This is a genomic window from Zavarzinia compransoris, from assembly GCF_003173055.1.
Taxonomy (GTDB): domain Bacteria; phylum Pseudomonadota; class Alphaproteobacteria; order Zavarziniales; family Zavarziniaceae; genus Zavarzinia; species Zavarzinia compransoris.
In genome coordinates this window covers 389,147-413,400 of the sequence record NZ_QGLF01000003.1, presented here as the reverse complement: position 1 = coordinate 413,400, position 24,254 = coordinate 389,147, and the positions used below count along the sequence as shown (strand labels likewise).

Below are 24,254 nucleotides of genomic sequence, written 5' to 3'. Positions count from 1 at the left end.
GGGGCGGCAACGGGCCGGACGAAGCCTTGCCCCTTGATGGTAAAANACCCCCCCCCCCCCCCCCCCCGGAGGCCGAAACCGTCCCGCGCCGTCCGTCACAACCACCAGGGGGCCTCGTCACCAGAGCCAGCACGGCCGCCAAAAGGCCCCGGCCAGAGCGCCGCGCCCAGGAAACGGCAAGACCCCGCCAGGACGGCGATGGGCGGGCCAAGCCGCCCTTCCCGCTCGCCCGGGCGCATGGCGCCTTGATGGCAAAAGGTCCTGCGCGCCAAGGTCCGGTCTTGCCAGCGGTTACCCTTTTGTCTGGCGATGGAGACAATCACCGGCGCCGGCGGCCGCAGACGGCGAACAGGGGCGCCGGTTGCCGCCAGCGCCGGCAGGAGGAAGACCGCCACTGGCGAAACCATCGCCCCCCAGAGTCCGAAACCGTCCTGTGCTGCCCGCGTAACCACCAGGGGCCTCGTCACCAGGGCCAGTACGGCCGCCGGGGCGGCAATGGACGCGCGAAGCCTCCCTTCCCGTCCGTGCTGGCGCGCGGCGCCTTGATGGCAGAAAGCCAGGAGCGTCAAGACCCGGTCCTGCCAGCGGTTACCCTGTCGTCGGGCGATGGACAGAATCACCGGCACCGGCGGCCGCAGGCGGCGAACAGGGCGCCGGTTGCCGCCAGCACCGGCAGGGCTGCCGGCAGGATGAAGATCGCTGCCAGTGAGACCAGCAGCACCCAGAGGCCGAAACCGTCCTGCGCTGCCGGCGGGTCGGCGGCCAGAACCGCCAGGGGCCCCGTCACCAGGGCGAGCACCGCCGCCAGGGCGCCGGCCAGGGCGCCGCGCCGGAGGCCCGGCCGAGACCCGGCCGCCGCGGCCCAGGCGAAAGCCGCCGTCGGCAGGGTGGCGGCGGCAAGGGGGCGGTGGATTTCGGCCGTCGCGGCGGCGAAATCGGGCAGCAGGCCGCGTGCCAGCAGCAGCCAGCCGAGGGCGGCCGCGCCGAAGCCCAGCGCCGCCGCGAGCCGGCGCATTTCACCCGCGCCCGGCCGGGCGCCATTCATTTCACCCGCGCCCGGCCGGGCGCCATTGCAGGGCGAGGCGGCGGACGACGAACCCCGCCGCGATCCCGACCGGCCAGGCGACGACCATGGCATAGGCGATGCCGCCGACGAACATCTCGAACACGGTCAGGGCGCCGCCGCCCGCGCCGATGCTCTTCACCAGGGCATAGGCCAGCCAGCCGGCCAAGGCCGAGGCCAGCGCCGCGACGAAGACGGTGCCATTGTCGATCGGCCCGCGCCGGGGCGCGATGGTGAACCAGGAAAACGCCGCGATCCCGAAGCCGAGCAGCAGGAAGGGCAGCGCCCGCACCGGTTCCTCGACCAGCAGGGCGACAAGGGCGAACAGAGCGCCGAAGGTCGCCGCCTCGCCCAGGCGGAGCCGGCCGGCGATGCGGCTGCGCGGCCCGATCACCGGGCCGCGGCCGGCGGTGCCCGACCGTGGCGCCGGCGGTTGCGGCCGGGGGCGGAAGGGAATGATGTCCGCCCCCTGGCCATGGTCTTCCGGCCGGTCGGCGCCCGGCTTGTCTTCCGAATCCGGGCGCCCCTCGGCCATGGTCACATCTGCCGCGTGCCGCCGTTGACGCCGAGCGCCGCCTCGCGGATCGCTTCCATCTCGGTCGGATGAGCGTGGCTGGTGCGGGCCAGGTCCTCGGCCGCCGCGCCGAACTCGATGGCGGTGACGATTTCCGCGATCATGTTGCCGGCGTCCGCCCCGATGATATGGGCGCCCAGGATCCGGTCGGTGGCCGCATCGGCGATCACCTTCACGAAGCCTTCGGTCTGGGCATTGGCCTTGGCGCGGGAATTGGCGGTGAAGGGGAATTTGCCGGTCTTGTAGGCGACGCCCAGCTTCTTCAGCTCTTCTTCCGTGCGGCCGACATTGGCGACTTCCGGCATGGTATAGATGACGCCGGGGATCGCGTCGTAATTCACGTGGCCGTGCTGGCCGGCCATGATCTCGACCGCGGCGACGCCCTCTTCCTCGGCCTTATGGGCCAGCATCAGGCCGCCGATGACGTCGCCCACCGCATAGATATGGCCGATATTGGTGGCGTAATGGTCGTTCACCGGGATGAAGCCGCGCTCCGTCACCTCGACCCCGGCGTCGGCCAGGTTCAGGCCGTCGGTATAGGGCCGGCGGCCGACCGCGACCAGGACGATGTCGGCATCCAGCACTTTTTCCTCGCCGCCGGCGACCGGCACCACGGTGACCGTGGCGCCGTTCTTCACCGGCTTCACGCCGGTCACCTTGTGCGAGAGCAGGAAGTCGAAGCCCTGCTTGCCCAGGATGCGCTGGAAATTCTTGGAAACCTCGCCGTCCATCGCCGGGGTGATGCGGTCGAGGAATTCGATCACCGTGACCTCGGCGCCCAGCCGGCGCCAGACCGAGCCGAGTTCGAGGCCGATGACGCCGCCGCCGATCACGATCAGCTTCTTCGGCACATTGTCCAGCGCCAGCGCCCCGGTCGAGGAGACCACGGTCTTCTCGTCGATGGTGATGCCCGGCAGGGACGAGACGTCGGAACCGGTGGCGATCAGGGTGCGCGCCGCCTTGATGGTGCGGGTGCCGCCGGCGTTCAGCGTGACCTCGATCGTATCGGCCGAGACGAATTTCCCGGCACCGGCGATATAGGCCACCTTGTTCTTCTTCATGAGGAACTCGATGCCCTTGGTCAGCTCGCCGACCACCTTGGTCTTATGCGCCATCAGGGCGTCGAGGTCGACCGAGACGCCTTCCGCCTTGATGCCGTATTTGGCAAAGCCGTGCTGCGCCTCGTCGTAGAGTTCGGTTGCATGCAGCAGCGCCTTCGAGGGGATGCAGCCGACGTTGAGGCAGGTGCCGCCGAGGGTGCCGCGCTTCTCGACGATCGCGGTCTTGAAGCCGAGCTGGCCGGCGCGGATCGCCGCCGTATAGCCGGCCGGGCCGCCGCCGATGATGACGAGATCGAAGGCATCTTCGCCCGAAACCGCAACGGCCGCAGGGCCGGCGGACACGGGGGCGGCCGCAGGTACCGGCGCAGCAGCGGGGGCCGGGGCCGGAGCAGCGGCCGGCGCCGGGGCGGCGACGGGGACGCCGGCGGCCTTGCCGGTCTCGTCGATGGCGCCGATGACCTGGCCGATCACCACGGTGTCGCCTTCCTTGGCGGCAATCGCGGCGAGCACGCCGTCGCTGGGCGAGGACACTTCGACCGCCACCTTGTCGGTCTCAAGCGACACCAGGACCTCGTCCTTCTTCACGGCTTCGCCGATCCGCTTGGACCAGGCGCCGACGGTCGCTTCCGTGATCGATTCGCCGAGGGTCGGCACTTTCAGTTCGATGGTCATCGTCACTACCTCGAATGCAAACCCCCACCCGCGAACAAGCTCGGGGTGGGGGCCGGGAATTGCCGGTCCGTCCCGAGCCTGTCAGGGACGGAGGCTGGACCTCTGGGATCAGACGCCGAACAGCAGGCGCGACGGATCCTCGATCGCTTCCTTGATGCGGACGAGGAAGGTCACCGCCTCGCGGCCGTCGATCAGGCGGTGGTCGTAGGACACCGCGAGATACATCATCGGGCGGACCACGACCTGCTTGTTCACCACCATCGGCCGGTCCTGGATCTTGTGCATGCCAAGGATCGCGGACTGCGGCGGGTTGATGATCGGGGTCGACATCAGCGAGCCGAAGACGCCGCCGTTCGAGATGGTGAAGGTGCCGCCCTGCATGTCTTCGATGGCGAGCTTGCCGTCGCGCGCCTTGGTGCCGAGGCGGGCGATTTCCTTCTCGATCTCATGGAAGCCGAGCTTGTCGGCATCGCGCACCACCGGCACGACGAGGCCGCTGGGCGAGGAGACCGCGACCGAGATGTCGTAGTAATTCTTGTAGACGATCTCGTCGCCATAGATCTCGGCATTGACCGCCGGGACTTCCTTGAGCGCCTGCACCGCCGCCTTCACGAAGAAGGACATGAAGCCCATCTTCACGCCGTGCTTCTTCTCGAAGAGGTCCTTGTACTGGTTGCGCGCTTCCATCAGCGCGGTCATGTCCACCTCGTTGAAGGTGGTCAGCATGGCCGCGGTGTTCTGCGCGTCCTTCAGGCGTTCGGCGATCCGCTTGCGCAGGCGGGTCATCTTCACGCGCTCTTCGCGCGGGTCCTCGGCACGCGGCGGCAGGGCCTTGGGCGCGGCGGCCGGCGGATTGGCGACGGCGGCGATCACATCCGCCTTGGTCACCCGGCCGCCCGGGCCGGTGGCGGGGATCGCGGCGGCGCTGAGGCCCGATTCCGCGATCAGCTTGCGGGCCGCCGGGCCCGGGGTGGCGCCGGCGGGCGCCGCAACCGGGGCGGGGGCCGCGACAGGCACGGGAGCAACCGGGGCCGGGGCCGGGGCGGGCGCCGCGGCCGGGGCGGCGGCGGCCTTGGCCGTCTCGTCGATGGCGCCCAGGATCTGGCCGATGGTCACCGTGTCGCCGGGCTTCGCATCGATGCGGACGAGGACGCCCGATTCGGGCGCATTGACCTCGACCGCGACCTTGTCGGTCTCAAGCTCGACCAGCGGCTCGTCCTTCTTCACCGCCTCGCCCGCATTGCGGAACCACTTGCCGATGGTCGCCTCGGTGACGCTTTCGCCAAGCGTGGGGACCTTGAGTTCGATCGTCATTCTATCAGCCTCTTCGGCGTTTTCGTATCAGTTCGGTCAGATGGACAGGGCGTCGGAGACGAGCTTCGCCTGTTCTTCGACATGCTTGCGCAGCGAGCCCGTGGCGGGCGAGGCGGCGGCGGAACGGCCGGCATAGGCGGCGCGCCCCGGCTTGCCCTTGGCCTTGCCGATGACCCATTCGATCCAGGGCTCGACGAAGAACCAGGCGCCCATATTCTTCGGCTCTTCCTGGCACCAGACCACATCCGCCTTAGGGAAGCGCTGGATGAGGTTGACCAGGGTCTTGGCCGGGAAGGGATAGAGCTGCTCGACGCGGGCGATATAGACCTCGTCCAGCCCGCGCTTCTCGCGCTCGGCCAGAAGGTCGTAATAGACCTTGCCGGTGCAGAGCACGACGCGCTTGACGCCGGTGTCCTTGGCCAGGCGGAAGTCGCCCGCGATCTTGGGGAATTCGCCCTTGGTGTCGAAATCATCCTCGAGCACGCGGTGGAACGAGGTGCCGGGGCCCATTTCCGCCAGGCTGGAGACCGCCTTCGGGTGGCGCAGCAGCGATTTCGGCGTCATCAGGATCAGGGGCTTCCTGAACTTGCGATGGATCTGCCGGCGCAGGATATGGAAGTAATTGGCCGGCGTCGTACAGTTGGCGACCTGCATATTGTCTTCGGCGCAGAGCTGGAGATAGCGCTCCAGGCGGGCCGAGGAATGCTCCGGCCCCTGGCCCTCGTAGCCGTGGGGCAGCAGGACGACGAGGCCCGACATGCGCAGCCACTTCGATTCGCCCGAGGCGATGAACTGGTCGAACACCACCTGGGCGCCGTTGGCGAAATCGCCGAACTGGGCTTCCCACAGCACCAGGGCGTTCGGCTCCGCCATCGAGTAGCCGTATTCGAAGCCGAGCACGGCGGCTTCGGAGAGCATGGAGTCATGCACTTCGAAGCTCGACGCCTCGGGCCCGAGGTTCTGCAGCGGCAGGTAGCGGCCTTCCGAGCCCTGGTCGATCCAGACCGAATGGCGCTGCGAGAAGGTGCCGCGGCCTGAATCCTGGCCGGACAGGCGGACATGCACGCCTTCGAGCAGCAGCGAGCCGAAGGCCAGCGCCTCGCCGGTCGCCCAGTCGAAGCCCTCGCCGGTCTCGAACATCTTCTTCTTCGCTTCGAGCACGCGGCGCAGCGTGCGGTGCGGGCTGAAGTCGTCCGGGATCGTGGTCAGGACCTTGCCGATGTCCTTCAGGGTCTTCATCGACTCGTCGGTCTCGCCGCGGCGGACGTCGCCGCGCGCGACCGTCATGCCGGCCCAGCGGCCCTCCAGCCAGTCCGCCTTGTTCGACTTGAAGCTCTTCGAGGCTTCGAGATCGTGGTCGAGCTTGGCATAGAAATCGGCCACCGCCTGATCGGCCTCTGCCTGGGTCAGCACCGCTTCCTCGACCAGGCGCCGGGCATAAAGCTCGCGCACGCCCGGATGGCCCGAGATCTTCGAATACATCAGGGGCTGGGTGAACATCGGCTCGTCGGTCTCGTTGTGACCGAAGCGGCGATAGCAGAAGAGGTCGATCACCACGTCCTTGTGGAACTTCTGGCGATATTCGGTCGCGACCTTGGCGACATAGCAGACGGCTTCCGGATCGTCGCCGTTCACGTGGAAGATCGGCGCCGCCACCATCTTCGCCATATCCGACGGATAGGGCGACGAGCGCGAGAAATGCGGCGCCGTGGTGAAGCCGATCTGGTTGTTGATGATGATGTGGATCGTGCCGCCGGTCTTGTAGCCGCGCAGGCCCGACAGGCCGAAGCATTCGGCGACCACGCCCTGGCCGGCGAAGGCGGCGTCACCGTGCAGCAGCACGGGCATCACCTGGGTGCGCTCGGTATCGTTCTTCTGCCACTGCTTGGCGCGGGCCTTGCCGATGACGACAGGATCGACGATTTCGAGGTGCGAGGGATTGGCCGCCAGCGACAGGTGCACGCGGTTGCCGTCGAACTCGCGGTCGGACGAGGTGCCGAGGTGATACTTCACGTCGCCCGAGCCCTGGACGTCGTCCGGATTGGCCGAGCCGCCCTGGAATTCGGCGAAAATCACCATATGCGGCTTGCCCATGACGCTGGCGAGCACGTTCAGGCGGCCGCGGTGGGCCATGCCCATGACGATCTCGCTGCAACCGAGATTGCCGGCGCGCTTGATGATGCCTTCCATCGCCGGGATCAGCGCTTCGCCGCCGTCGAGGCCGAAACGCTTGGTGCCGGTGAAGCGCTTGTTCAGGAACTGCTCGAAGCCCTCGGCCTCGACCAGCTTGTTGAAGATCGCCTTCTTGCCCTCGAGGGTGAAGGAGATTTCCTTCTCGGCGCCTTCGATGCGCGCCTGGATCCAGGATTTTTCCGCCGGATCCGAGATATGCATGAACTCGACGCCGACATTGCCGCAATAGGTGCGGCGCAGGATCTCGATGATCTGGCGCACCGTCGCGATTTCGAGGCCGAGCACGTAATCGATGAAGATCGGCCGGTCGAGGTCGGCTTCCGAGAAGCCGTAGGTCGCGGGCTCGAGTTCCGGGTGGTGCTTCGGCGGCTCGAGGCCCAGGGGGTCGAGATTGGCGATCAGATGGCCGCGGATGCGGTAGGCGCGGATCATCATCAGCGCCCGCACCGAATCGAGGGTGGCGGCGCGGATGTCCGCGGCGCTGGGGCCGGCGGCGGGGGCCGGGGCCGCCTCGGGCTTCGGCTTCGCCTTGTCCTTGGCCGGGGCCGCGGCCGGCTTTTCCTCGTCCTCGAGGCCGTTCTTCACGATCGGCCAGTCGGGACGCTGCCAACTGGGCCCGGTCGGGCCGCTCAGGCTGTCGCCGATCGCGGCGAAATAGCGCGCCCACGACGGATCGACCGAAGCGGGATCCTTCTGGAAGCGGGCAAGGAGATCCTCGATAAAGGCGCTGTTGGCGCCGTTGAGGAACGAAAGTTCGTCGAGGTGGGTCGTCATGATGTCAAGCTGCGACCGTTTCTGGCCGCTCTCTCTGCTTGGCCGCGAAGCCGTTGCCTGAACCGCCGATGACGCCCTTCCGCCACCGGGTACTACGCTGCCCCGCCGGGTCGCCCGCAGCGGGCCGGACCATTCGGGGCCGGACCATTCGGAGGCGGGAGAACCTTCCTGGTGCGGCCCCCGGCACATTGCATGCCGAAGTGACGCCGCGCGCCCCTAAAATTGGCCGTTCACTTGCTTTAATCAACCCGCTAATGGCGGTTTTCGACCAATGGCGGGCAACTTTCCGGCGCTGAGTTTAGCCGGCACTAAGTTTAGACGGCGCTGAGTTTAGACGGACGAGGGCGGCACGCAACAAGCGCGCCGCCCTCTAGCCCTGCACGGCCGGCATATCTGCCGGCCGGGATGAAGATGAAGCCGCGGCCGGCGGGCGCCGGCCGGGGAGAGGGGGCATCAGCCGCGGAGCAGGTCCACGAGCGTGGTGCCCAGCGCCGCCGGCGAATCGGCGACGCGGATGCCGGCGGACTTCAGGGCTTCCACCTTGAAGTCGGCGGTGTCGTTGCCGCCCGAGATGACGGCGCCGGCATGGCCCATGCGGCGGCCCGGAGGCGCCGTGCGGCCGGCGATGAAGCCGACGGTCGGCTTCTTCACCGCGTTGGCCTTCAGGAACTCGGCGCCCATGACCTCGGCGTCGCCGCCGATCTCACCGATCATGATGATCGATTCGGTTTCCGGGTCGGCCAGGAAAAGCTCCAGGGCGTCGACGAAGTTGGTGCCGTTCACCGGGTCGCCGCCGATGCCGATGCAGGTCGACTGGCCGAGGCCGGCCGCCGTGGTCTGCGCCACCGCCTCATAGGTCAGGGTGCCCGAACGGGACACGATGCCGACCTTGCCGCGCTGGTGGATATGGCCCGGCATGATGCCGATCTTGCATTCGCCGGGGGTGATGACGCCGGGGCAGTTCGGCCCGATCAGGCGGCTCTTCGAACCCTGGAGGGCGCGCTTCACCTTCACCATGTCGAGGACCGGGATGCCTTCCGTGATGCAGACGATCAGCGGGATTTCCGCGTTGACCGCCTCGAGGATGGCATCGGCCGCGAACGGCGGCGGGACATAGATCACGCTGGCATTGGCGCCGGTGCCCTCGACCGCGTCATAGACGGTGTCGAACACGGGCAGGCCGAGGTGGGTGGTGCCGCCCTTGCCCGGGGTGACGCCGCCGACCATCTTGGTGCCATAGGCAACCGCCTGTTCGGAGTGGAAGGTCCCCTGCGCGCCGGTGAAGCCCTGGCAGATGACCTTGGTGTCTTTGTTGACGAGGACGGACATCAGGCAGCTTCCTTCACGGCCTTGACGACCTTGGCGGCCGCATCGGCCAGATCGTCGCCAGAGGTGATGGGGAGACCGGACTCGGCGAGCAGCTTCTTGCCGAGTTCGACATTGGTGCCGGCCAGGCGGACCACCAGCGGCACCGAGAGCGAAACCTCCCGCGCGGCCGCGATCACGCCTTCGGCGATGACGTCGCAGCGCATGATGCCGCCGAAGATGTTGACCAGGATGCCTTCGACGTTCGGATCCGACAGGATGATCTTGAAGGCTTCGGTCACGCGCTCGCGGGTGGCGCCGCCGCCGACGTCGAGGAAGTTGGCCGGTTCGCCGCCATAGAGCTTGATGATGTCCATGGTCGCCATGGCCAGGCCGGCGCCGTTCACCATGCAGCCGATGTTGCCGTCGAGCTTCACATAGGACAGTTCGTGCTTGGCGGCTTCGCGTTCCATCGGATCTTCTTCGTCCGGATCGCGCAGTTCCTGGATGTCCTTGTGACGGAACAGGGCGTTGTCGTCGAAGTTCACCTTGGCGTCGAGGGCGATCAGGTCGCCGGCTTCGGTGACGACCAGCGGGTTGATCTCGAGCAGCGAGGCGTCGGTATCGATGATCGCCTTGTAGAGCGCGGTCACCAGCTTCACGCAGGCACCGACCTGCTTGTCCTGGAGCTTCAGGGCATAGGCGATGCGGCGGCCGTGATAGGCCTGGATGCCGGCGGCCGGGTCGATCGGCAGGCCCAGGATCTTCTCCGGGGTCTCATGGGCGACGGCTTCGATGTCCATGCCGCCCTCGGTCGAGGCGATGAAGGCGACGCGGCCGGTCTTGCGGTCGAGAAGGGCGGCGAGATAAAGCTCGCGGGCGATCTTCGAGCCGTCTTCGATGTAGACGCGCTTCACTTCCTTGCCGGCGGGGCCGGTCTGGTGCGTGACGAGCGTCATGCCGAGCATTTTGGCGGCGGCGGCCTTCACGTCGTCGATCGATTTCACGACCTTGACGCCGCCGGCCTTGCCGCGGCCGCCGGCATGGATCTGCGCCTTCACGACCCACACGGGGCCGGGCAGTTCCCTGGCGACCTTCTCGGCCTCGTCGGGGGTATAGGCAACGCCGCCCTTGGGCACGGCGACACCGTATTTGGCCAGGAGAGCCTTGGCCTGATATTCATGGATGTTCATGGGGCATCCTGGGTTGGCTTCCGGGGAGGGCCGCTGTCAAGCGGTGATGGATGCGCGGCATGGCCCTTATAGGCGCTGGTGCCGTACCGTGCAACCGACATGGCCTGACAACCTACTTCGTCTTCTTCGCGGTCGCCTTCACCTTCTTCGCCGGACCCGCCGGGGCCGGGCCGCCCAGGGCGGGCTCCAGCCGGAACGTGTCGTCGGCAAGGACGCGGACGGCGTCGACGGACTTCGCAAAGGCCGCCTTCTCGCTCGCGTTCAAGGTGATTTCGACCACTTTCTCGACGCCGTCCGCACCGATCACCACCGGCACGCCGACATAGAGACCTTTCACCCCGTACTGGCCATCGAGATAGGCCGCGCAGGGCAGAATCCGCTTCTTGTCCTTCAGGTAGGCTTCCGCCATCTCGATCGCCGCCGCGGCGGGCGCGTAGAAGGCGGAACCGGTCTTCAGCAGGTCGACGATCTCGGCGCCGCCGTTGCGCACCCGGGCGACGATCTCGTCGAGGCGCTTCCGCGTCGTCCAGCCCATCTTCACCAGATCCGGCAGGGGAATGCCGCCGACCGTCGAATAGCGCACCAGCGGCACCATGGTATCGCCATGGCCGCCGAGCACGAAGGCGCCGACGTCCTCGACCGAGACCTTGAATTCATCGGCCAGGAAATGGCGGAAGCGGGCGCTGTCCAGCACCCCCGCCATGCCCACCACCCGGTTCGCCGGCAGGCCCGACGCCTTCTGCAGGGCGAAGACCATGGCATCGAGCGGGTTGGTGATGACGATGACGAAGGCATGGGGCGCATAGCGCTTGATGGCGTGGCCGGCGGCGACCATGACCTTGGCGTTGACCGCCAGCAGGTCGTCCCGGCTCATGCCCGGCTTCCGCGGCACCCCGGCGGTGACGATGACGACATCGGCGCCGCGGATGACGTCGTAGCTCTTGGCGCCGCTCAGATCCGCATCGAAGCCGAGGACCGGGGCGGCCTCGGCGATATCCAGCGCCTTGCCCTGGGGAATGCCGTCGAGAATATCGAAGATGGCGATGTCGCCCAGCTCCCGAAGGCCGGCCAGCAGGGCAAGGGTGCCCCCGATCTGTCCACCGCCGATGAGGGCGATCCTGTTACGCGCCATACCCCCCGTTTCCCCCACAGGTCCTTACGTGGGGCCGTTACCTAGCGCGATTTGCCGCACTCCACAAGGTTCGCGAAGGTCGAAACCCGCTCGGGGGCGATCACTTTCGTGTCCGCCCGATCGGAAAACTCAATCGATGCCGTGACCGAGCGCCAGATATTCGTCCGACTGCATCTCGTTCAGGCGGCTGACGGTGCGTTCGAATTCGAAGGCGCCGTCGCCTTCGGGGTAGAGCGTTTCCGGCGGCGCCGCGGCGGAGCAGACGAGCTTGGCGCGGGCTTCGTAGAGGGCGTCGATCAGGGTGACGAAGCGTTTGGCCTCGTTGCGCTTTTCCGGTGTCAGGCGGGGGATGCCGTCGAGCACCAGGGTGTGGAAGGCGCGGGCGATTGCCAGGTAGTCGGCGGGGCCGAGCGCCGCCGCGCAGAGATCGTCGAATCCGGCCCGGGCGACACCGTAGGCGGCCTTCGGAATCACGAGCTTCCGCCCCTGGATGTCGAGGTCGACCGGGGCGGCATCGGCGCCCCGGGTCAGGTCGGCGAAGGCCTCGTCCAGTGCCCGGGCCGCCTCGGGGCCGAGGGGCGAGAAATAGACCTTATGGCCGGCAAGGCGGGCCATGCGCCAGTCGCGGGCACCGTCGAGGTGGAGGACATCCAGGGTCTTTTCCAACTCCTCGATGAAGGGCAGGAAGAGCGGGCGGTTGAGGCCGCCGAGGTAAAGCTCGCGCGGGGCCCGGTTGGAGGTCGCGACCACCACCACTTGTTCCGCCCAGAGGTGATGGAACAGCCGCCCGAGGATCATGGCGTCGGCGACATAGGTCACCTGGAATTCGTCGAAGCAGAGCAGCCGGGCTTCCGCCGCGATATCGCGGGCGACGGCGGGGATCGGATCGTCGCCGCCGCGCTTCGCCCGTTCGGCGTCGCCGAGCCGGCGATGGGCGTTGATGCGGGCGTGGATCTCCTGCATGAAGGCGTGGAAATGCACCCGGCGCTTCCGCTCGATCGGGGCGCCGCGGAAGAACAGGTCCATCAGCATGGACTTGCCGCGCCCGACCCCGCCGTAAAGGTAAAGTCCTTCCGGCATTTCCTCGTGGGACCGGCGCGCGCCGGTCAGCCAGCCGAACAGGCCGCGCGCGGCGCGGGCCTCCGGCGGCGTCCACAGCGCCAGGCGCTGGTGCAGAATCTCCAGCTTCTCGATGGCGAGGCGCTGGGCCGGATCGGATTCGACCGCGCCCGCGGCGACCAGGGCCTGATAGGCATCCAACGGGCCGCTCATCGGCCCCCCCTTGCAGCAACCATCGACGCCTCCACCATGCCCGGTCGGAATAGCCGGGCAAGGCGAAGGAGACAAGAGGCGGATGCGTCAGGCGCCGGTGCCCCGGCCTTCTTTCAGGTCTTCGTCGTCGAAGAGGATGCGGGCGGCATCGCCCTCGATATCCTCGAACTGGCCGTTGCGCATGGCCCAGAAGAAGGCGCAGAGCCCGCCGAGCCCGAGCAGGAGGGCGATCGGCAAAAGATAGATCATCACGCTCACGGCACGATCTCCTTGCCCGCCTTGCCGAGGCGCAGCGCGTTCAGGATGACGGTCAGCGACGAGACCGACATGGCGACCGCCGCCAGCAGCGGCGTCACCAGGCCGAGGACCGCCAGCGGCACCAGGGTGATGTTGTAGAGCAGGGACAGGCCCAGATTCTCCCGCACCAGGACCTGGGACCGCTTGGCCACCGCCAGGGTGGCCGGCACCGCCGCCAGGCCGGCGCCCTGGAACACCACGTCCGCCGCGGTGCGGGCGATGTCGGCAGCCGCACTCGGCGCCATGGAGGCATCGGCGGCGGCCAGCGACGGCGCGTCGTTGATGCCGTCGCCGACCATCAGCACTTTCGCCCCCGCCGCCTTCAGGGCCTCGATCCGGGCGACCTTGTCGGCCGGGCGGCAGGCCGCCTGCCAGTCCTCGATGCCCAGCCGTCCGGCAAGGTCGGCGACCGCGGGCGCCCGGTCGCCCGAGAGCAGCAGCACCCGGTGATCGCGGCGCAGGTCGCGGATCACCGCCGCCGCATCCGGCCGCGGCCGGTCGCGGAAGGCGAAGCGGACTGGCTCCACCCCTTCGCCCGCCAGCCAGATCTCGGCGCAGCCGTCGTCGACCTCGGCCCGCCCGGGGGCGGCGAAATCGCGCCGGCCGAGGCGGAGCAGGCGGCCCTCGACCGCAACTTCGAGCCCGTCGCCCGGCACTTCGCGGACATTGCCGACGACCGGGGCCTCGGGCGCCGCCCGGCGCAGGGCCTGGGCCAGGGGATGGCGGCTGCCGGCGGCGATGCCGCTTGCCAGCGTCAGCAAGGCGGGCGGCACCGCCCGCTCGCCGATCAGTTCGGGCCGCCCTTCGGTCAGGGTCCCGGTCTTGTCGAAGACGATGGTATCGATCGTGGCCAGCCGTTCGAGGGCGGTAGCACTCTTCATCAGGATGCCGCGGCGGAACAGCCGGCCGGAAGCGGCGACCTGCACCGCCGGCACGGCAATCGCCAGCGCGCAGGGGCAGGTGATGATCAGCACGGCGACGGCATTGAGCAGGGCGACCGTCCAGGGGGCGCCGACCGGCCACAGCCACCAGCCGAGGAAGGTGACGGCGGCCAGCGTATGCACCACCGGGGCATAGAGCCGGGCCAGCCGGTCAGCCAGCACGACATAGCGCGCCCGCCCCTGTTCCGCCGCTTCCATGCAGCGGACGATCTCGGCCAGCACCGTATCCGGCCCGACGGCGCGGGCGCCGACGGTCAGGGCGGCGTCGAGGTTCAGGGTCCCGGCGAAGACTTCGTCGCCGATGCCGACCGCCGCCGGCACGCTTTCCCCGGTCAGCGACGACGTGTCGAGGGCGGAGCGCCCGGCCAGGACCACGCCGTCGACCGGGATGCGCCCGCCGGCGGCAACCAGCAGGCTGTCGCCGGCCGCCACCCGTTCGAGCGGCACCACCTCCACCCGGTTGTCCGGGGTCAGGCGCGAGACTTCGGCGACATGCAGCGACAGGAGATGGGCGGCGGCGGCCCGGGCCCGGCCGCGCGCCCGCTGGTCCAGGAAGCGCCCGACCAGAAGCAGGAAGACGAGGGAGATGGCGGCATCGAAATAGGCTTCGTCGGCGCCGATCACCGTCTGCACCACGGACATGACCGCGGCGAGAATGACGCCGATCGAAATCGGCACGTCCATGTTGACATGTCCCGACCGCAGCGCCTTCCAGGCCGAGGCATAGAAGGTCATGCCGGCATAGGCGATCGCCGGCAGGGCGATCAGCGCCTGCACCCAGTGCAGCAGGCCCCGCGTTGCCGGGCCCATGTCCTCGAACACGCCGGCCCAGACCGAGATCGCCAGCCACATGACATTGCCGGCGGCAAAGCCCGAGACGCCCATGGCGCGCATGAGCTTGCGGTCCTGCGCCGTATCGGCCGCCGACAGCGCGCCGGCATCGAAGGGCCGGGCGGTAAAGCCCATCTCGTCCAGGCGTTCGATGAAATCGCCGGCCCGCGCCGCCGGCCCGCGCCACGACAGGGCCAGCCGCCTCGTCGTGAAATTCACCCGGGCCGCCGTCACGTCCGGTTCCGCCCGCAGGGCGCGCTCGATGCGCTGGACGCAGGCGGCGCAATGAATGCCGTCGACCGCCAGTTGCAGGCTGTGGCTGTCGCCGGTGGCGGCGGCGGTGTTCGGGAGGTGGTCGGCGGCAAGGGTCATGGCAGTACCAGATCGTCGAGCCGGTCGAAGCGGTCGTCCCCGCGGCGGAGGCTGATCGCCACCTGCCAGAGGCCGGCCTCGACCTCGGCGAGGTTGACCGTATAGCGCCCCGGCCCTGCGGCGACGGGCACCAGCGGCCGGTCCTTTCCGGCATCGCTTGGCCGCAGCAGGCGGAGCGCGAGGTCATCAGGCGCCATCGGCCCGGCCGCGTCCTTGATCGAGATCATCAACTGCCCGTCCACCCGCTCGTAGGCGACGGACCAGCCGAGCGCATCCTGCCGCGCCTTGGCCGCCAGCACCGCGTTATAGGCGAGGCCGCGCTCGTAGGCATGATCGGTGACCAGCCCCGGCTGGCTTTGCAGCGCCGAGGTGATCATGAAGACGTCGACCGCGGTGATGGTCAGGAAGAAGCCGGCGACGATCAGGGCCACCTTGCGGCCGGTCAGGCCGGAACGGGACATATCCTGGGCCAGGGTCATTTCTGCGGTCCTTCGAAACGGGCGGGCGCGGTCAGGGTCAGGCCGCGGGCGGCATCGTGGATGGTGAAGCCGTAGTCGAGCGGCGCGCCGCCCCAGGCCGCCGCCGGCAGGCGGACGAAGACGCGGACGGCGGCGACCGTGTCGGGGGCGAGGTCGATCAGCGGGCTCGCCTCGTTCTCATGGGAGAGGATGGACAATTCGCCGCCGGCCAGCCCGTCGAGGGTGATCGCCACCTGCTGCGGCTCGTTGCTCTTGTTCAGGAGCTTCAGGGTATAGCCGTTGCGGAAATCGCCGTTGGACAGCCTGACGAACAGGGGATTGCGATCCGCCAGCACCGAGGCTTCGAGCGGCGCGCGGGCGATCAGGGCATAGAGCACGCCCGCGAAGGCCAGGGTGAACACCAGGCCGTAGCCGATGGTGCGCAGGCGCAGGAAGCGCCACACCCGGGGCTTGCCCGCCGCCGCCAGTTCCAGGTTGCGTTCGGTATCATAGGCGATGAGGCCGTGGGGCAGGCTCAGCCGGTCCATGATGGTGTTGCAGGCATCGACACAGAGACCGCAGGAGATACAGCTCATCTGCAGGCCGTCGCGGATGTCGATCCCGGTCGGGCAGACCTCGACGCATTGCCGGCAGTCGATGCAATGGCCGCGGCCATCCCAGCTTTCGCCGGCCTTGTGCTTGCCCCGCTTCTCGCCCCGCGCCGGATGATAGCTGACGACCAGCGTATCCTTGTCGAACATGGCCGACTGGAAGCGGGCATAGGGACACATGAAGGTGCAGACATTCTCCCGCGCCACCCCCGCCATGAGATAGGTGGAGGCGGTGAGGAAGGCGACGGTGGCATAGACCGCGAAACCGGCGCTGCCGGTGAAAAGGGCCGGCACCACCGTCGGCGCATCGTTGAAATAGAGGATCCAGGCGCCGCCGGTCATGGCCCCGATCAGGGCCCAGGACAGGTATTTCGCCGCCCGCTTGCCCAGCTTCGAGACGGAGAAGGGTGCGCGGTCCAGCTTCATCCGCTGGGCGCGGTCGCCCTCGATCCAGCGTTCGACCAGCATGAACAGGTCGGTCCACACCGTCTGCGGGCAGGCGTAACCGCACCAGACCCGGCCCAGCATGGCGGTGGCGAAGAACAGGCCGATGGCGGCGACGATCAGCAGCCCGGCCAGGATATAGATCTCCTGCGGCCAGATCTCGAACCACAGAAAATAGGCCTTGCGCCCAGGCAGGTCGATCAGCACCGCCTGGTCGGGGGCGAAGGGGCCGCGGTCGAAGCGCAGCCACGGCACCCCCCAGTAGATGCCGAGCAGCACGGCCATGACCAGCCACTTCAGGTTCCGGATCGGGCCCTTCACCTTCTTCGGCATGACTTTGGGCCGGTGCGACCAGACGGGGATATCCGCTTCGTCGATGGTGGCCGGGGTACGGCTGGTCATGGTCGTGCTCATGGTGTTACTCGCCCCCGCCGAGGCTGTGGACGTAATAGACGAGCTTCTTGATCGCGAGCGGATCGAGGCGCCCGGCCCAGGCCGGCATCACGCCGTGGCGCGGGTTCCAGATCTGCGCGGCGACCGATTTTACATCGCCGTGATAGAGCCAGATCGCATCGTCGAGGCGCGGTCCGCCGGTATCGCGGAGACCGACGCCCTTGTCGCCGTGGCACGAGGCACAATTGTCGGCGAAGACCTGGGTCCCGCGTTCCGCCGCCGCCGCATCCGCCGCCCCGCCCGAGAGCGAGAGGACATAGGCGGCGACATCGTCGACCTGGGCCCGGGTCAGCATGCCGTCCTTGCCGAAGGCCGGCATCAGCGACTGGCGGGTATCGGCGTCGGTGGTGGCGCGGATGCCGTGCTCCAGCGTCGCCTGCAGGGTGGCGAAATCGCCGCCCCACAGCCAGTCGTCGTCGAGCAGGTTCGGATAGCCGACATTGCCGGCAGCACCTGAGCCGTGGCACTGCGCGCAATTCTCGCCGAACAGCGCCTTGCCGCCGGCGAGCGCGAAGGCCGACAGTTCGGGATCGGCCGCGATCGCCGTGTAGTCGGCCTTGGCCAGGCGGTCGTTCAGGGGCGCCTGGGCGGCCTTGGCCGCGGCGATCTGTTCCGCCACGTCGGCGCGGGTGGAGAAGCCGAGCAGCCCCTTGGTATAGCCCGAGATCGTCGGCCAGGCCGGATAGGCCACCCACCAACCGAGGGCGAAGACGATGCAGACGAGATAGACCAGCACCCACCAGCGCGGGGGCGGCGTCTCCAGTTCGCCGATGCCGTCCCAGGAATGGGGGTGGATCGGGCTGCCCGTAACCGGGTCGATTTCATATTTCCGGTGTTCGGTCATGATCAGTTCTCCCGTCCGTCGTCAGACGAGGCCTTGAAGGGAAGCTCGGCCGCCTCCTGGTAGTAGCGCCGGCTGCCGGGCCGGTAGCTCCAGCCGACGAAGCCGAGAAAGAGGCCGAAGAAGATGAGAAGGCCGGCGATCCGGCTCCACACCAGGGCACTTTCGTAATCCATGATGTTGCCCTCCGGTCAGCGGTTGAAGTCGGCGTCGGGCACGATCTTCGGGAAGTCGACCAGCGTGCCCAGCATTTGCAGGTAGGCGACGAGGGCGTCCATCTCGGTGACCTGTTCCGGGTTGCCGTCGAAATCGCGCGACGCGGCTTTCGGCCAGCGGGCGTCGAAGGCGGCATCCGCCCCGTCCGGGCTGGCCTGGGCGGTGAAATCCGCCGCGGCGCTGGCGATCTGCTCGTCCGTATAGGGGACGCCGGTGACGCGGAGCGCGCGGAGGTGATCCGCGATCTCGGCGCCGCTGACCGGCGTCGTCGCCAGGAAGGCATAGGACGGCATCACCGATTCCGGCACCACGCTCTGCGGGTTCGCGAGGTGGCGGACCTGCCATTCGTCGGAATATTTGTTGCCGACGCGGGCAAGGTCCGGCCCCGTGCGCTTCGAGCCCCACTGGAACGGGTGGTCGTACATGGATTCGGCAGCGAGGCTGTAGTGCCCGTAGCGTTCCACCTCGTCCCGGAAGGGCCGGATCTGCTGGCTGTGGCAGAGATAGCAGCCCTCGCGGATATAGATGTTGCGCCCGGCCAGTTCGAGCGGGGTATAGGGCCGCATGCCCTCGACCTTCTCGATCGTGTTCTCGATCAGGAACAGGGGCGCGATCTCGACGATGCCGCCGACCGAGACCGCCGCCAGGATGCCGGCGAGCAGCTTGATCGAGTGTTTCTGCAGGACGTCGTGGATTGTATAGACGTTGGCCATGATCTCCCTCCCCTTATTCGGCGGGGGCCAGGGCGGGCTTGGCCGCCTGGGTTTCGAGCGGTTCGCCGGCCTTCACGGTCATCCACAGGTTCCACGCCATAACGACGGTACCGGCCAGGAAGCACAGCCCCCCGAGGGTCCTGATGGCGTAATAGGGATGCATCGCGGCGACCGTCTCGACGAAGCTGTATTGCAGGAAGCCGAGGCTGTCGTAGGCGCGCCACATCAGGCCCTGCATGATGCCGCTGGTCCACATCGAGGTGATGTAGAGCACGATGCCGATGGTCCCGAGCCAGAAGTGCAGGCGGATGGCGTTCTCGCTGTAGATCGCCTTGCGGCCCCACAGCTTGGGGAACAGGTAGTAGAGCGCGCCGAAGGAAATGAAGGCGTTCCAGCCGAGCGCGCCCGAATGGACGTGGCCGACCGTCCAGTCGGTGTAATGCGACAGGCCGTTCACCGCCCGGATCGACATCAGCGGCCCCTCGAAGGTCGACATGCCGTAGAAGGCGGCGGCGACCACCATGAAGCGCAGGATCGGATCGGTGCGCAGCCGGTCCCAGCGGCCCGAGACGGTCATGATGCCGTTCACCATCGAGGCCCAGCTCGGCATCCACAGCATGATCGAGAAGGTCATGCCCAGGGTCTGCACCCAGTCGGGCAGCGCGGTGTAATGCAGGTGGTGCGGGCCGGCCCAGATGTAGATGAAGATCAGCGACCAGAACGACACGATGGACAGGCGATAGGACCAGATCGGCCGTTCCGCCTGCTTCGGGATGAAGTAATACATCATGCCGAGGAAGCCGGCGGTCAGGAAGAAGCCGACCGCGTTATGGCCGTACCACCATTGCGTCATCGCATCCTGCACGCCGGAGAAGAGCGCATAGCTCTTCGAGCCGAGCAGGGACACCGGCACCGCCAGGTTGTTGACGATATGCAGCACCGCGATGGTGACGATGAAGGCCAGGAAGTACCACAGCGAGACATAGATATGCTGCTCGCGGCGCTTCATGATCGTGCCGAGGAAGACCACCAGGTAGGTCACCCAGACGACGGCCAGCCAGATGTCGAGATACCACTCGGGTTCCGCATATTCCTTGGACTGCGAGCCGCCGAGGACGTAGGACAGCGCCGCCATCACGATGAAGAACTGATAGCCCCAGAAGACGAATTCCGGGGCGAAGCCGCCGAACAGCCGCGCCCGGCAGGTGCGCTGCACGATGTGGAACGAGGTCCCGATCAGCATCGAGCCGCCGAAGGCGAAGATCACGCCCGAGGTGTGGACCGGCCGCAGGCGGCCGAAGCTGGTCCAGGGCAGCCCCAGGTTCAGCGCCGGCCAGGTCAGCTGGGCGGCGATCACCACCCCGACCAGCATGCCGACGATGGCCCAGAACACCGCCGCGATCATGAACCAGCGCACCACATCGTCGCGGTAGGCGACGGGTGCGTCGCCGGCCCGCCCCGGGGATACGGCCCCGGCCGTCATCGTTGTTGCCATTGTCATCGTCTTCGCCCCTCGCTGGCGATCATGAAAACTTTGCGGCACTGTCGGCCGGCCGGGGGTCCGCCGCCTTGATCCAGATCAGAAGCCGCGGGGGCCCGTTGCGGCATATCGCCCCGAAGGGGTGAGCCGGTTCACAGCGGTCCGGCAGGGCGGACGCCAGGATCAACGGCAACGGATGGGGGAGTGGTCGATGCGGCTTTGGCTTCTGATGGTCTTCGCGACGGCGCTGGCGGGACCGCTGGCGGGAAGGGGGGCGCTGGCCGATCCGTCCTGCGACCTCGGCAGCGGGCACCGCCCGGACCGGCCCGATGCCGCCGCGCCCGCGCCCTGCCTGGCGGGCGACGGCATGGCCGTGCCGCTGGGCGCCGGCCGCTTCGGCGTCTGCCGCAACGAGGACGGCAATTTCATCGAATATCTGGCCGACGATGCCGGCACCACGCTCCGCCCCGAGCCCGGCTTTTCCATGGGCAGCCCGGCGGATGTCCTCGCCTATCGGGCCGATGTCGACGGCGACGGCGCGGCCGAGATCGTCACCGCCCGGCTGAACGGCATCTCCAACGGCCTGGGCGTTTCCTATTGGACCGTCACCATCGCCGGGACCGGGGCCGGCTTCGCGACGGCGGCGAGTTCCTTCACCGTCAATGAATTCGGCCCCGAGATCTTCGCCCCCCGCATCGACGGCAAGCCCGGCTGCCGGGTCCTGGCCACCGAGTGGCAGGGCGACGGCGACGGGCTGGACGGCACCTGGTTCTTCGGCCGCTGGTACGATGTCGTTGCCGGCGGCCTCGATCTGGCGCCGGCGGGCGAGGCCCGGCGCCGGCGCCTGCTGAACAGTTTCGACGCCTTATGGCGGCGGACCGCCGATGCCCTGCACCGGGAACACGGCCTGTCCGGCCTGGGCACGCCCCTCGCCTGGCTGAGCGGCAAGGCGGCGACGGCTTTCGATCCCCGGCTGCCCGGCCCGCCCGGCACCGCCGAGGTCCTGACCGTCACCGGCATCGAATACCGCCCGGACCCGCAGAACGAAGTCTGGCCGACCGCGACCCTGGTGCTGCGGGATGCGGCGGGCGCCGAACGCAGCTTCCCGCTTTCCGACGTGCGGGTCGGCAGCATCGCCGAGCGGCGCCTGTGGCCCCAGGGATACCGGCCGGCCGACCTTGCCGCCTGGGCCGGCCGCAGCGCCCTTTACGAGGCGGAGCGGGCGGACGGGCCGAAGCCGGTGCTGTGGCTGAAATAGCTCAGGGCGCCGCCGCGCCGGTGCCGCCGGCGGCGATGCCGGCGCTGGTATAGCGCTCGATGTTCTGGCGCATCAGGCGCAGGGCATCGTCATAGCTCGCCTTGTCCTCGGCCCTGATGTCCATGGGCACCGGGCGCGGGGCGCGGACGCCGGCCTGGCGGGCGGGGAAGAAGCGGCGCTCCTCGGTCGTGCCCGCGCTCGCCGTCGCGACGGGAGCGGCGGCGGCGGCCTCGGCCGGCTGGGCGTCGACGGCGCGGATCAGGGCATCGAAGGCGGCCGGGCTCATCTGCGGCATGCCGGCGCTGGCGGCGACGGTGGTGGCGGGCACGGCCGGCGCCGCGGCGGGGGCCGGCGGGCTGGTGGTCGCCTCGGCGATCAGGCCGCTCGGCGCCGCGGCGACGGCGACCGGCGCTTCCCCGTCGCCACCAAGGCCGAGGGCGGCCATGACCTGGGCTTCCGGGGTCTTGCCGGTCACCTGTTCGGCGACGGCGCCGACGATGGCGACCCCGGCGCCGATCGGCCCGCCGTAGAGGGCACCGCCGACGATGCGCGCGGCCGGGCTGATCGTATCCCCGGTCAGTTCCCGGTACAGGGTCGAGACCAGCGGGATATGCTGCAAGGGATTGATGACGTCCAGGAATTCGGCGAAGCCCGAGCCGGCGTTGTCCCCGGCCGGCGTCGGCGCGAAGAACTCGGCCTCCGCCTTGCCGAGTTCGCTGCGGCGGCCGGGCAGCAGCACGGGCAGGCGGCGGGGATTGGTCTCGGCAGCAGCAGTGGCGGTCATGGGCGTTCCCTTTCGGTCCGCTTTTCCCGCTGCAAGCGCCGGGCCAGAAATCAGCCCATATGAATCAAGGGCTTGGCCGGCGGCGGCACCGGCACCGGCAGAAACTGCCGGGCCGTTTGTTCACAGCAGGTGGCCGCTCTTCGCCCGCTTGGTGGCGAGATAGAATTCATTGTGGTTGTTGGCCGGGAAGGCATGGGGCACCCGTTCCACCACATTGATCCCGCTCGCCGTCAGCCCCGCGACCTTTTCCGGGTTGTTGGTCAGCAGGCGGACCGCATCGAAGCCGAGCAGGCGCAGCATTTCGGCCGCCGGCTGGAACACGCGCTCGTCCGGGTCGAAGCCCAGGCGTTCGTTGGCCTCGACGGTGTCGAAGCCCTGGTCCTGAAGGCGATAGGCCTTCAGCTTGTTCATCAGGCCGATGCCCCGGCCCTCCTGGGCGAGATAGAGCAGGACCCCGCCCCCGGCCTCGGCGATGGCGCGGATGGCGCCGCGCAATTGCTCGCCGCAATCGCATTTCAGGGAACCGAGCAGGTCGCCGGTGAAACATTCCGAATGCAGGCGACCCAGGACCGGCAGGTGGCGCGGCGGATCGCCGATCAGGATCGCCAGATGCTCGATCCCGCCGTCCGGCGGCCGGAAGCCGATGATGCGGGACTGTTCGGCATCCGCCAGCGGCACCCGGGCATCGGAAACGATGCGCAGGCCCCGCGCCGCCGCCAGGTCGTAGGCCGTGATCTCGGCCGCCGGCACCGCCAGCAGGCCGTCGTCCGCCGCCGCCGCGTCCACCGCCAGGGCGGCGGGCAGCAGGCGGGCCAGCTTCATCAGCTTCACCGCGGCGAATTCCGCCGCCTGGGGGGCGCGGCGCAGCACCGAGAAGGGCCCGCGCAGCGGCAGGTCGAGGTCGGCGGTCGGATCGGCCAGGGAGGCGATGGTGGCGGCATCCAGCGGGCCCGCCAGGGGCAGGGCCACCGGATCGCCCACCAGGGGCCGCAGCTTCAGGGTGCCGGCGCGGCGGTTGGTCAGCAGCAGCCGGGCCCCGGGCGCGGCGAAGCCGGCCATGCGGTCGGGCGTCGCATATTCGGCGGCGGCGACGCGCAGGACATGGCCGTCGTCGTCGCGGACGACGACATCGAGGCCGCGCCGCAATTCGGAAACGGCGCGATCGACGGTGACAAGGCCCGAAACCGGGGCGGAACCGAAAGGCGAAGACATGGGGCGCAGTCTAAGCACATCTCGGCGGCGGATGCAGCCCGTGATCGGCAATGCCGCGTCATGGCTCCCTTGCGATGGCCGGGGGATGCCCGCAGAATCGGCGCGCATGACGAATCGCCCCCTGACGCCGGACACCGCCCGCCTGCTCGTCGCCGTCGACGACGGCGTGCTGGCGCATGCCCTGGCCGATCCCCTGCGCGAGGCGGGCTTCGCCGTCACCGTCGCCCCCGGGCTTGCGGACAGCGCCGCCTGGGCCGCGGCCGATCTCGTCATCGTCGACCGGGCCGCCGAGGGCGGGGGCGCCGATGCCGCCCTGGTCGCGGCCGGGTGCAGCCTGCCGGTGGTGGCGCTGGCCGGGGCCGACGATGCCCGCCCGCCCGCCGGGCCCGGCGGCCAGGTCACCCTGCTGCGGAAACCCCTGCGGGTGGAAGCCCTGGTCAAGGGGGTGCGCGCCGGCCTTGCCAATGGCGCCGGCGCCCTGGCCATCGGGCCGTGCCGGCTGTTCGCCTCGTCCCGCACCCTGGTCGGCGCGGCGGGGGAGGCGGTGCGCCTGACCGACAAGGAGACCCAGATCCTGGCCCGCCTCGCCGCTGCCATCGGCCGGGTGGTGCCGCGCGAAATCCTGCTGGCCGAGGTCTGGGGCTATGGCGCCGCCATCGCCACCCACACGATCGAGACCCATGTCTATCGCCTGCGCCGCAAGCTGGGCCGGGCGGTCGCCGGCGGCGCCGGCCTGATCCTGGCCGAGGACGGCGGCTACCGCCTGGCGGTCGCGTAAAATTTTGCCGCC

The 24,254-nt window shown here is 68.9% G+C and carries 21 protein-coding genes; 2 read left to right on the top strand and 19 right to left on the bottom strand.

The features are described from left to right. Positions 1-616: 616 nt before the first annotated feature. From DKG75_RS12635 to ccoN, 17 genes are all read right to left on the bottom strand, one after another. Positions 617-1,015, bottom strand: a complete 399-nt coding sequence (locus DKG75_RS12635) for a hypothetical protein (RefSeq protein WP_133636999.1) — start codon at positions 1,013-1,015, stop codon at positions 617-619. A 31-nt stretch (positions 1,016-1,046) separates the two neighbouring features. Then, positions 1,047-1,598, bottom strand: a complete 552-nt coding sequence (locus DKG75_RS12630) for a hypothetical protein (RefSeq protein WP_109921475.1) — start codon at positions 1,596-1,598, stop codon at positions 1,047-1,049. A 2-nt stretch (positions 1,599-1,600) separates the two neighbouring features. Beyond that, positions 1,601-3,370, bottom strand: a complete 1,770-nt coding sequence (gene lpdA, locus DKG75_RS12625) for a dihydrolipoyl dehydrogenase (protein ID WP_109921474.1) — start codon at positions 3,368-3,370, stop codon at positions 1,601-1,603. Between the two features lie 108 nt (positions 3,371-3,478). Next, the gene (gene odhB / locus DKG75_RS12620; RefSeq protein ID WP_109921473.1) at positions 3,479-4,684 is read right to left on the bottom strand and encodes a 2-oxoglutarate dehydrogenase complex dihydrolipoyllysine-residue succinyltransferase; all 1,206 of its coding nucleotides are present in this window, start codon (positions 4,682-4,684) and stop codon (positions 3,479-3,481) included. Between the two features lie 36 nt (positions 4,685-4,720). Then, a complete protein-coding gene (locus tag DKG75_RS12615; protein ID WP_208112105.1) occupies positions 4,721-7,651 on the bottom strand; it encodes a 2-oxoglutarate dehydrogenase E1 component in 2,931 nt (976 codons plus the stop codon). A 453-nt stretch (positions 7,652-8,104) separates the two neighbouring features. Further along, a complete protein-coding gene (sucD, locus tag DKG75_RS12610) occupies positions 8,105-8,980 on the bottom strand; it encodes a succinate--CoA ligase subunit alpha (protein WP_109921471.1) in 876 nt (291 codons plus the stop codon). Further along, positions 8,980-10,149, bottom strand: a complete 1,170-nt coding sequence (gene sucC, locus DKG75_RS12605; protein ID WP_109921470.1) for an ADP-forming succinate--CoA ligase subunit beta — start codon at positions 10,147-10,149, stop codon at positions 8,980-8,982. Before sucC ends, sucD begins: the two co-directional genes overlap by 1 nt. A gap of 112 nt (positions 10,150-10,261) precedes the next feature. Beyond that, entirely contained in the window at positions 10,262-11,281 is a 1,020-nt protein-coding gene (gene mdh, locus DKG75_RS12600; RefSeq protein WP_109921469.1) for a malate dehydrogenase, read from the bottom strand. Positions 11,282-11,410: 129 nt separating this feature from the next. Further along, complete coding sequence (gene zapE, locus DKG75_RS12595; RefSeq protein ID WP_109921468.1) at positions 11,411-12,553, bottom strand: cell division protein ZapE; 1,143 nt, start codon at positions 12,551-12,553, stop codon at positions 11,411-11,413. 87 nt (positions 12,554-12,640) lie between these two features. Next, positions 12,641-12,802, bottom strand: a complete 162-nt coding sequence (gene ccoS / locus DKG75_RS12590; protein ID WP_109921467.1) for a cbb3-type cytochrome oxidase assembly protein CcoS — start codon at positions 12,800-12,802, stop codon at positions 12,641-12,643. 5 nt (positions 12,803-12,807) lie between these two features. Then, a complete protein-coding gene (locus DKG75_RS12585) occupies positions 12,808-14,994 on the bottom strand; it encodes a heavy metal translocating P-type ATPase (protein ID WP_109921466.1) in 2,187 nt (728 codons plus the stop codon). Further along, on the bottom strand, positions 14,991-15,473 hold the full coding sequence (locus tag DKG75_RS12580; RefSeq protein ID WP_109921465.1) for a FixH family protein: 483 nt from the start codon (positions 15,471-15,473) through the stop codon (positions 14,991-14,993). Before DKG75_RS12580 ends, DKG75_RS12585 begins: the two co-directional genes overlap by 4 nt. Next, positions 15,470-16,909, bottom strand: coding sequence for a cytochrome c oxidase accessory protein CcoG (gene ccoG, locus DKG75_RS12575; protein WP_170131904.1), 1,440 nt, complete (start codon positions 16,907-16,909; stop codon positions 15,470-15,472). The genes DKG75_RS12580 and ccoG overlap by 4 nt, the downstream gene beginning before the upstream one ends. 16 nt (positions 16,910-16,925) lie before the next feature. After that, positions 16,926-17,804, bottom strand: coding sequence for a cytochrome-c oxidase, cbb3-type subunit III (gene ccoP, locus DKG75_RS12570; RefSeq protein WP_109921463.1), 879 nt, complete (start codon positions 17,802-17,804; stop codon positions 16,926-16,928). Positions 17,805-17,806: 2 nt separating this feature from the next. Next, positions 17,807-17,977, bottom strand: a complete 171-nt coding sequence (locus DKG75_RS12565; RefSeq protein WP_109921462.1) for a cbb3-type cytochrome oxidase subunit 3 — start codon at positions 17,975-17,977, stop codon at positions 17,807-17,809. A gap of 15 nt (positions 17,978-17,992) precedes the next feature. Then, positions 17,993-18,730, bottom strand: coding sequence for a cytochrome-c oxidase, cbb3-type subunit II (ccoO, locus tag DKG75_RS12560; protein WP_109921461.1), 738 nt, complete (start codon positions 18,728-18,730; stop codon positions 17,993-17,995). Between the two features lie 13 nt (positions 18,731-18,743). Next, the gene (gene ccoN, locus DKG75_RS12555) at positions 18,744-20,225 is read right to left on the bottom strand and encodes a cytochrome-c oxidase, cbb3-type subunit I (RefSeq protein ID WP_425086490.1); all 1,482 of its coding nucleotides are present in this window, start codon (positions 20,223-20,225) and stop codon (positions 18,744-18,746) included. A gap of 196 nt (positions 20,226-20,421) precedes the next feature. Here ccoN and DKG75_RS12550 point away from each other — a divergent pair, with 196 nt between their 5' ends. Further along, the gene (locus DKG75_RS12550) at positions 20,422-21,468 is read left to right on the top strand and encodes a hypothetical protein (RefSeq protein ID WP_109921459.1); all 1,047 of its coding nucleotides are present in this window, start codon (positions 20,422-20,424) and stop codon (positions 21,466-21,468) included. A 1-nt stretch (position 21,469) separates the two neighbouring features. Here DKG75_RS12550 and DKG75_RS12545 read toward each other — a convergent pair whose 3' ends face one another. Continuing rightward, positions 21,470-22,252 (bottom strand): hypothetical protein, encoded by a 783-nt coding sequence (locus tag DKG75_RS12545; RefSeq protein WP_109921458.1) that lies wholly within the window; start codon positions 22,250-22,252, stop codon positions 21,470-21,472. A 120-nt stretch (positions 22,253-22,372) separates the two neighbouring features. Continuing rightward, on the bottom strand, positions 22,373-23,464 hold the full coding sequence (ribA, locus tag DKG75_RS12540; protein WP_109921457.1) for a GTP cyclohydrolase II: 1,092 nt from the start codon (positions 23,462-23,464) through the stop codon (positions 22,373-22,375). 106 nt (positions 23,465-23,570) lie between these two features. On the opposite strand from ribA, the gene DKG75_RS12535 reads away from it, so the two are divergent. Continuing rightward, positions 23,571-24,242: a winged helix-turn-helix domain-containing protein gene (locus DKG75_RS12535; RefSeq protein ID WP_109921456.1), complete on the top strand. Its 672-nt coding sequence runs from the start codon at positions 23,571-23,573 to the stop codon at positions 24,240-24,242. Positions 24,243-24,254: the final 12 nt, after the last annotated feature.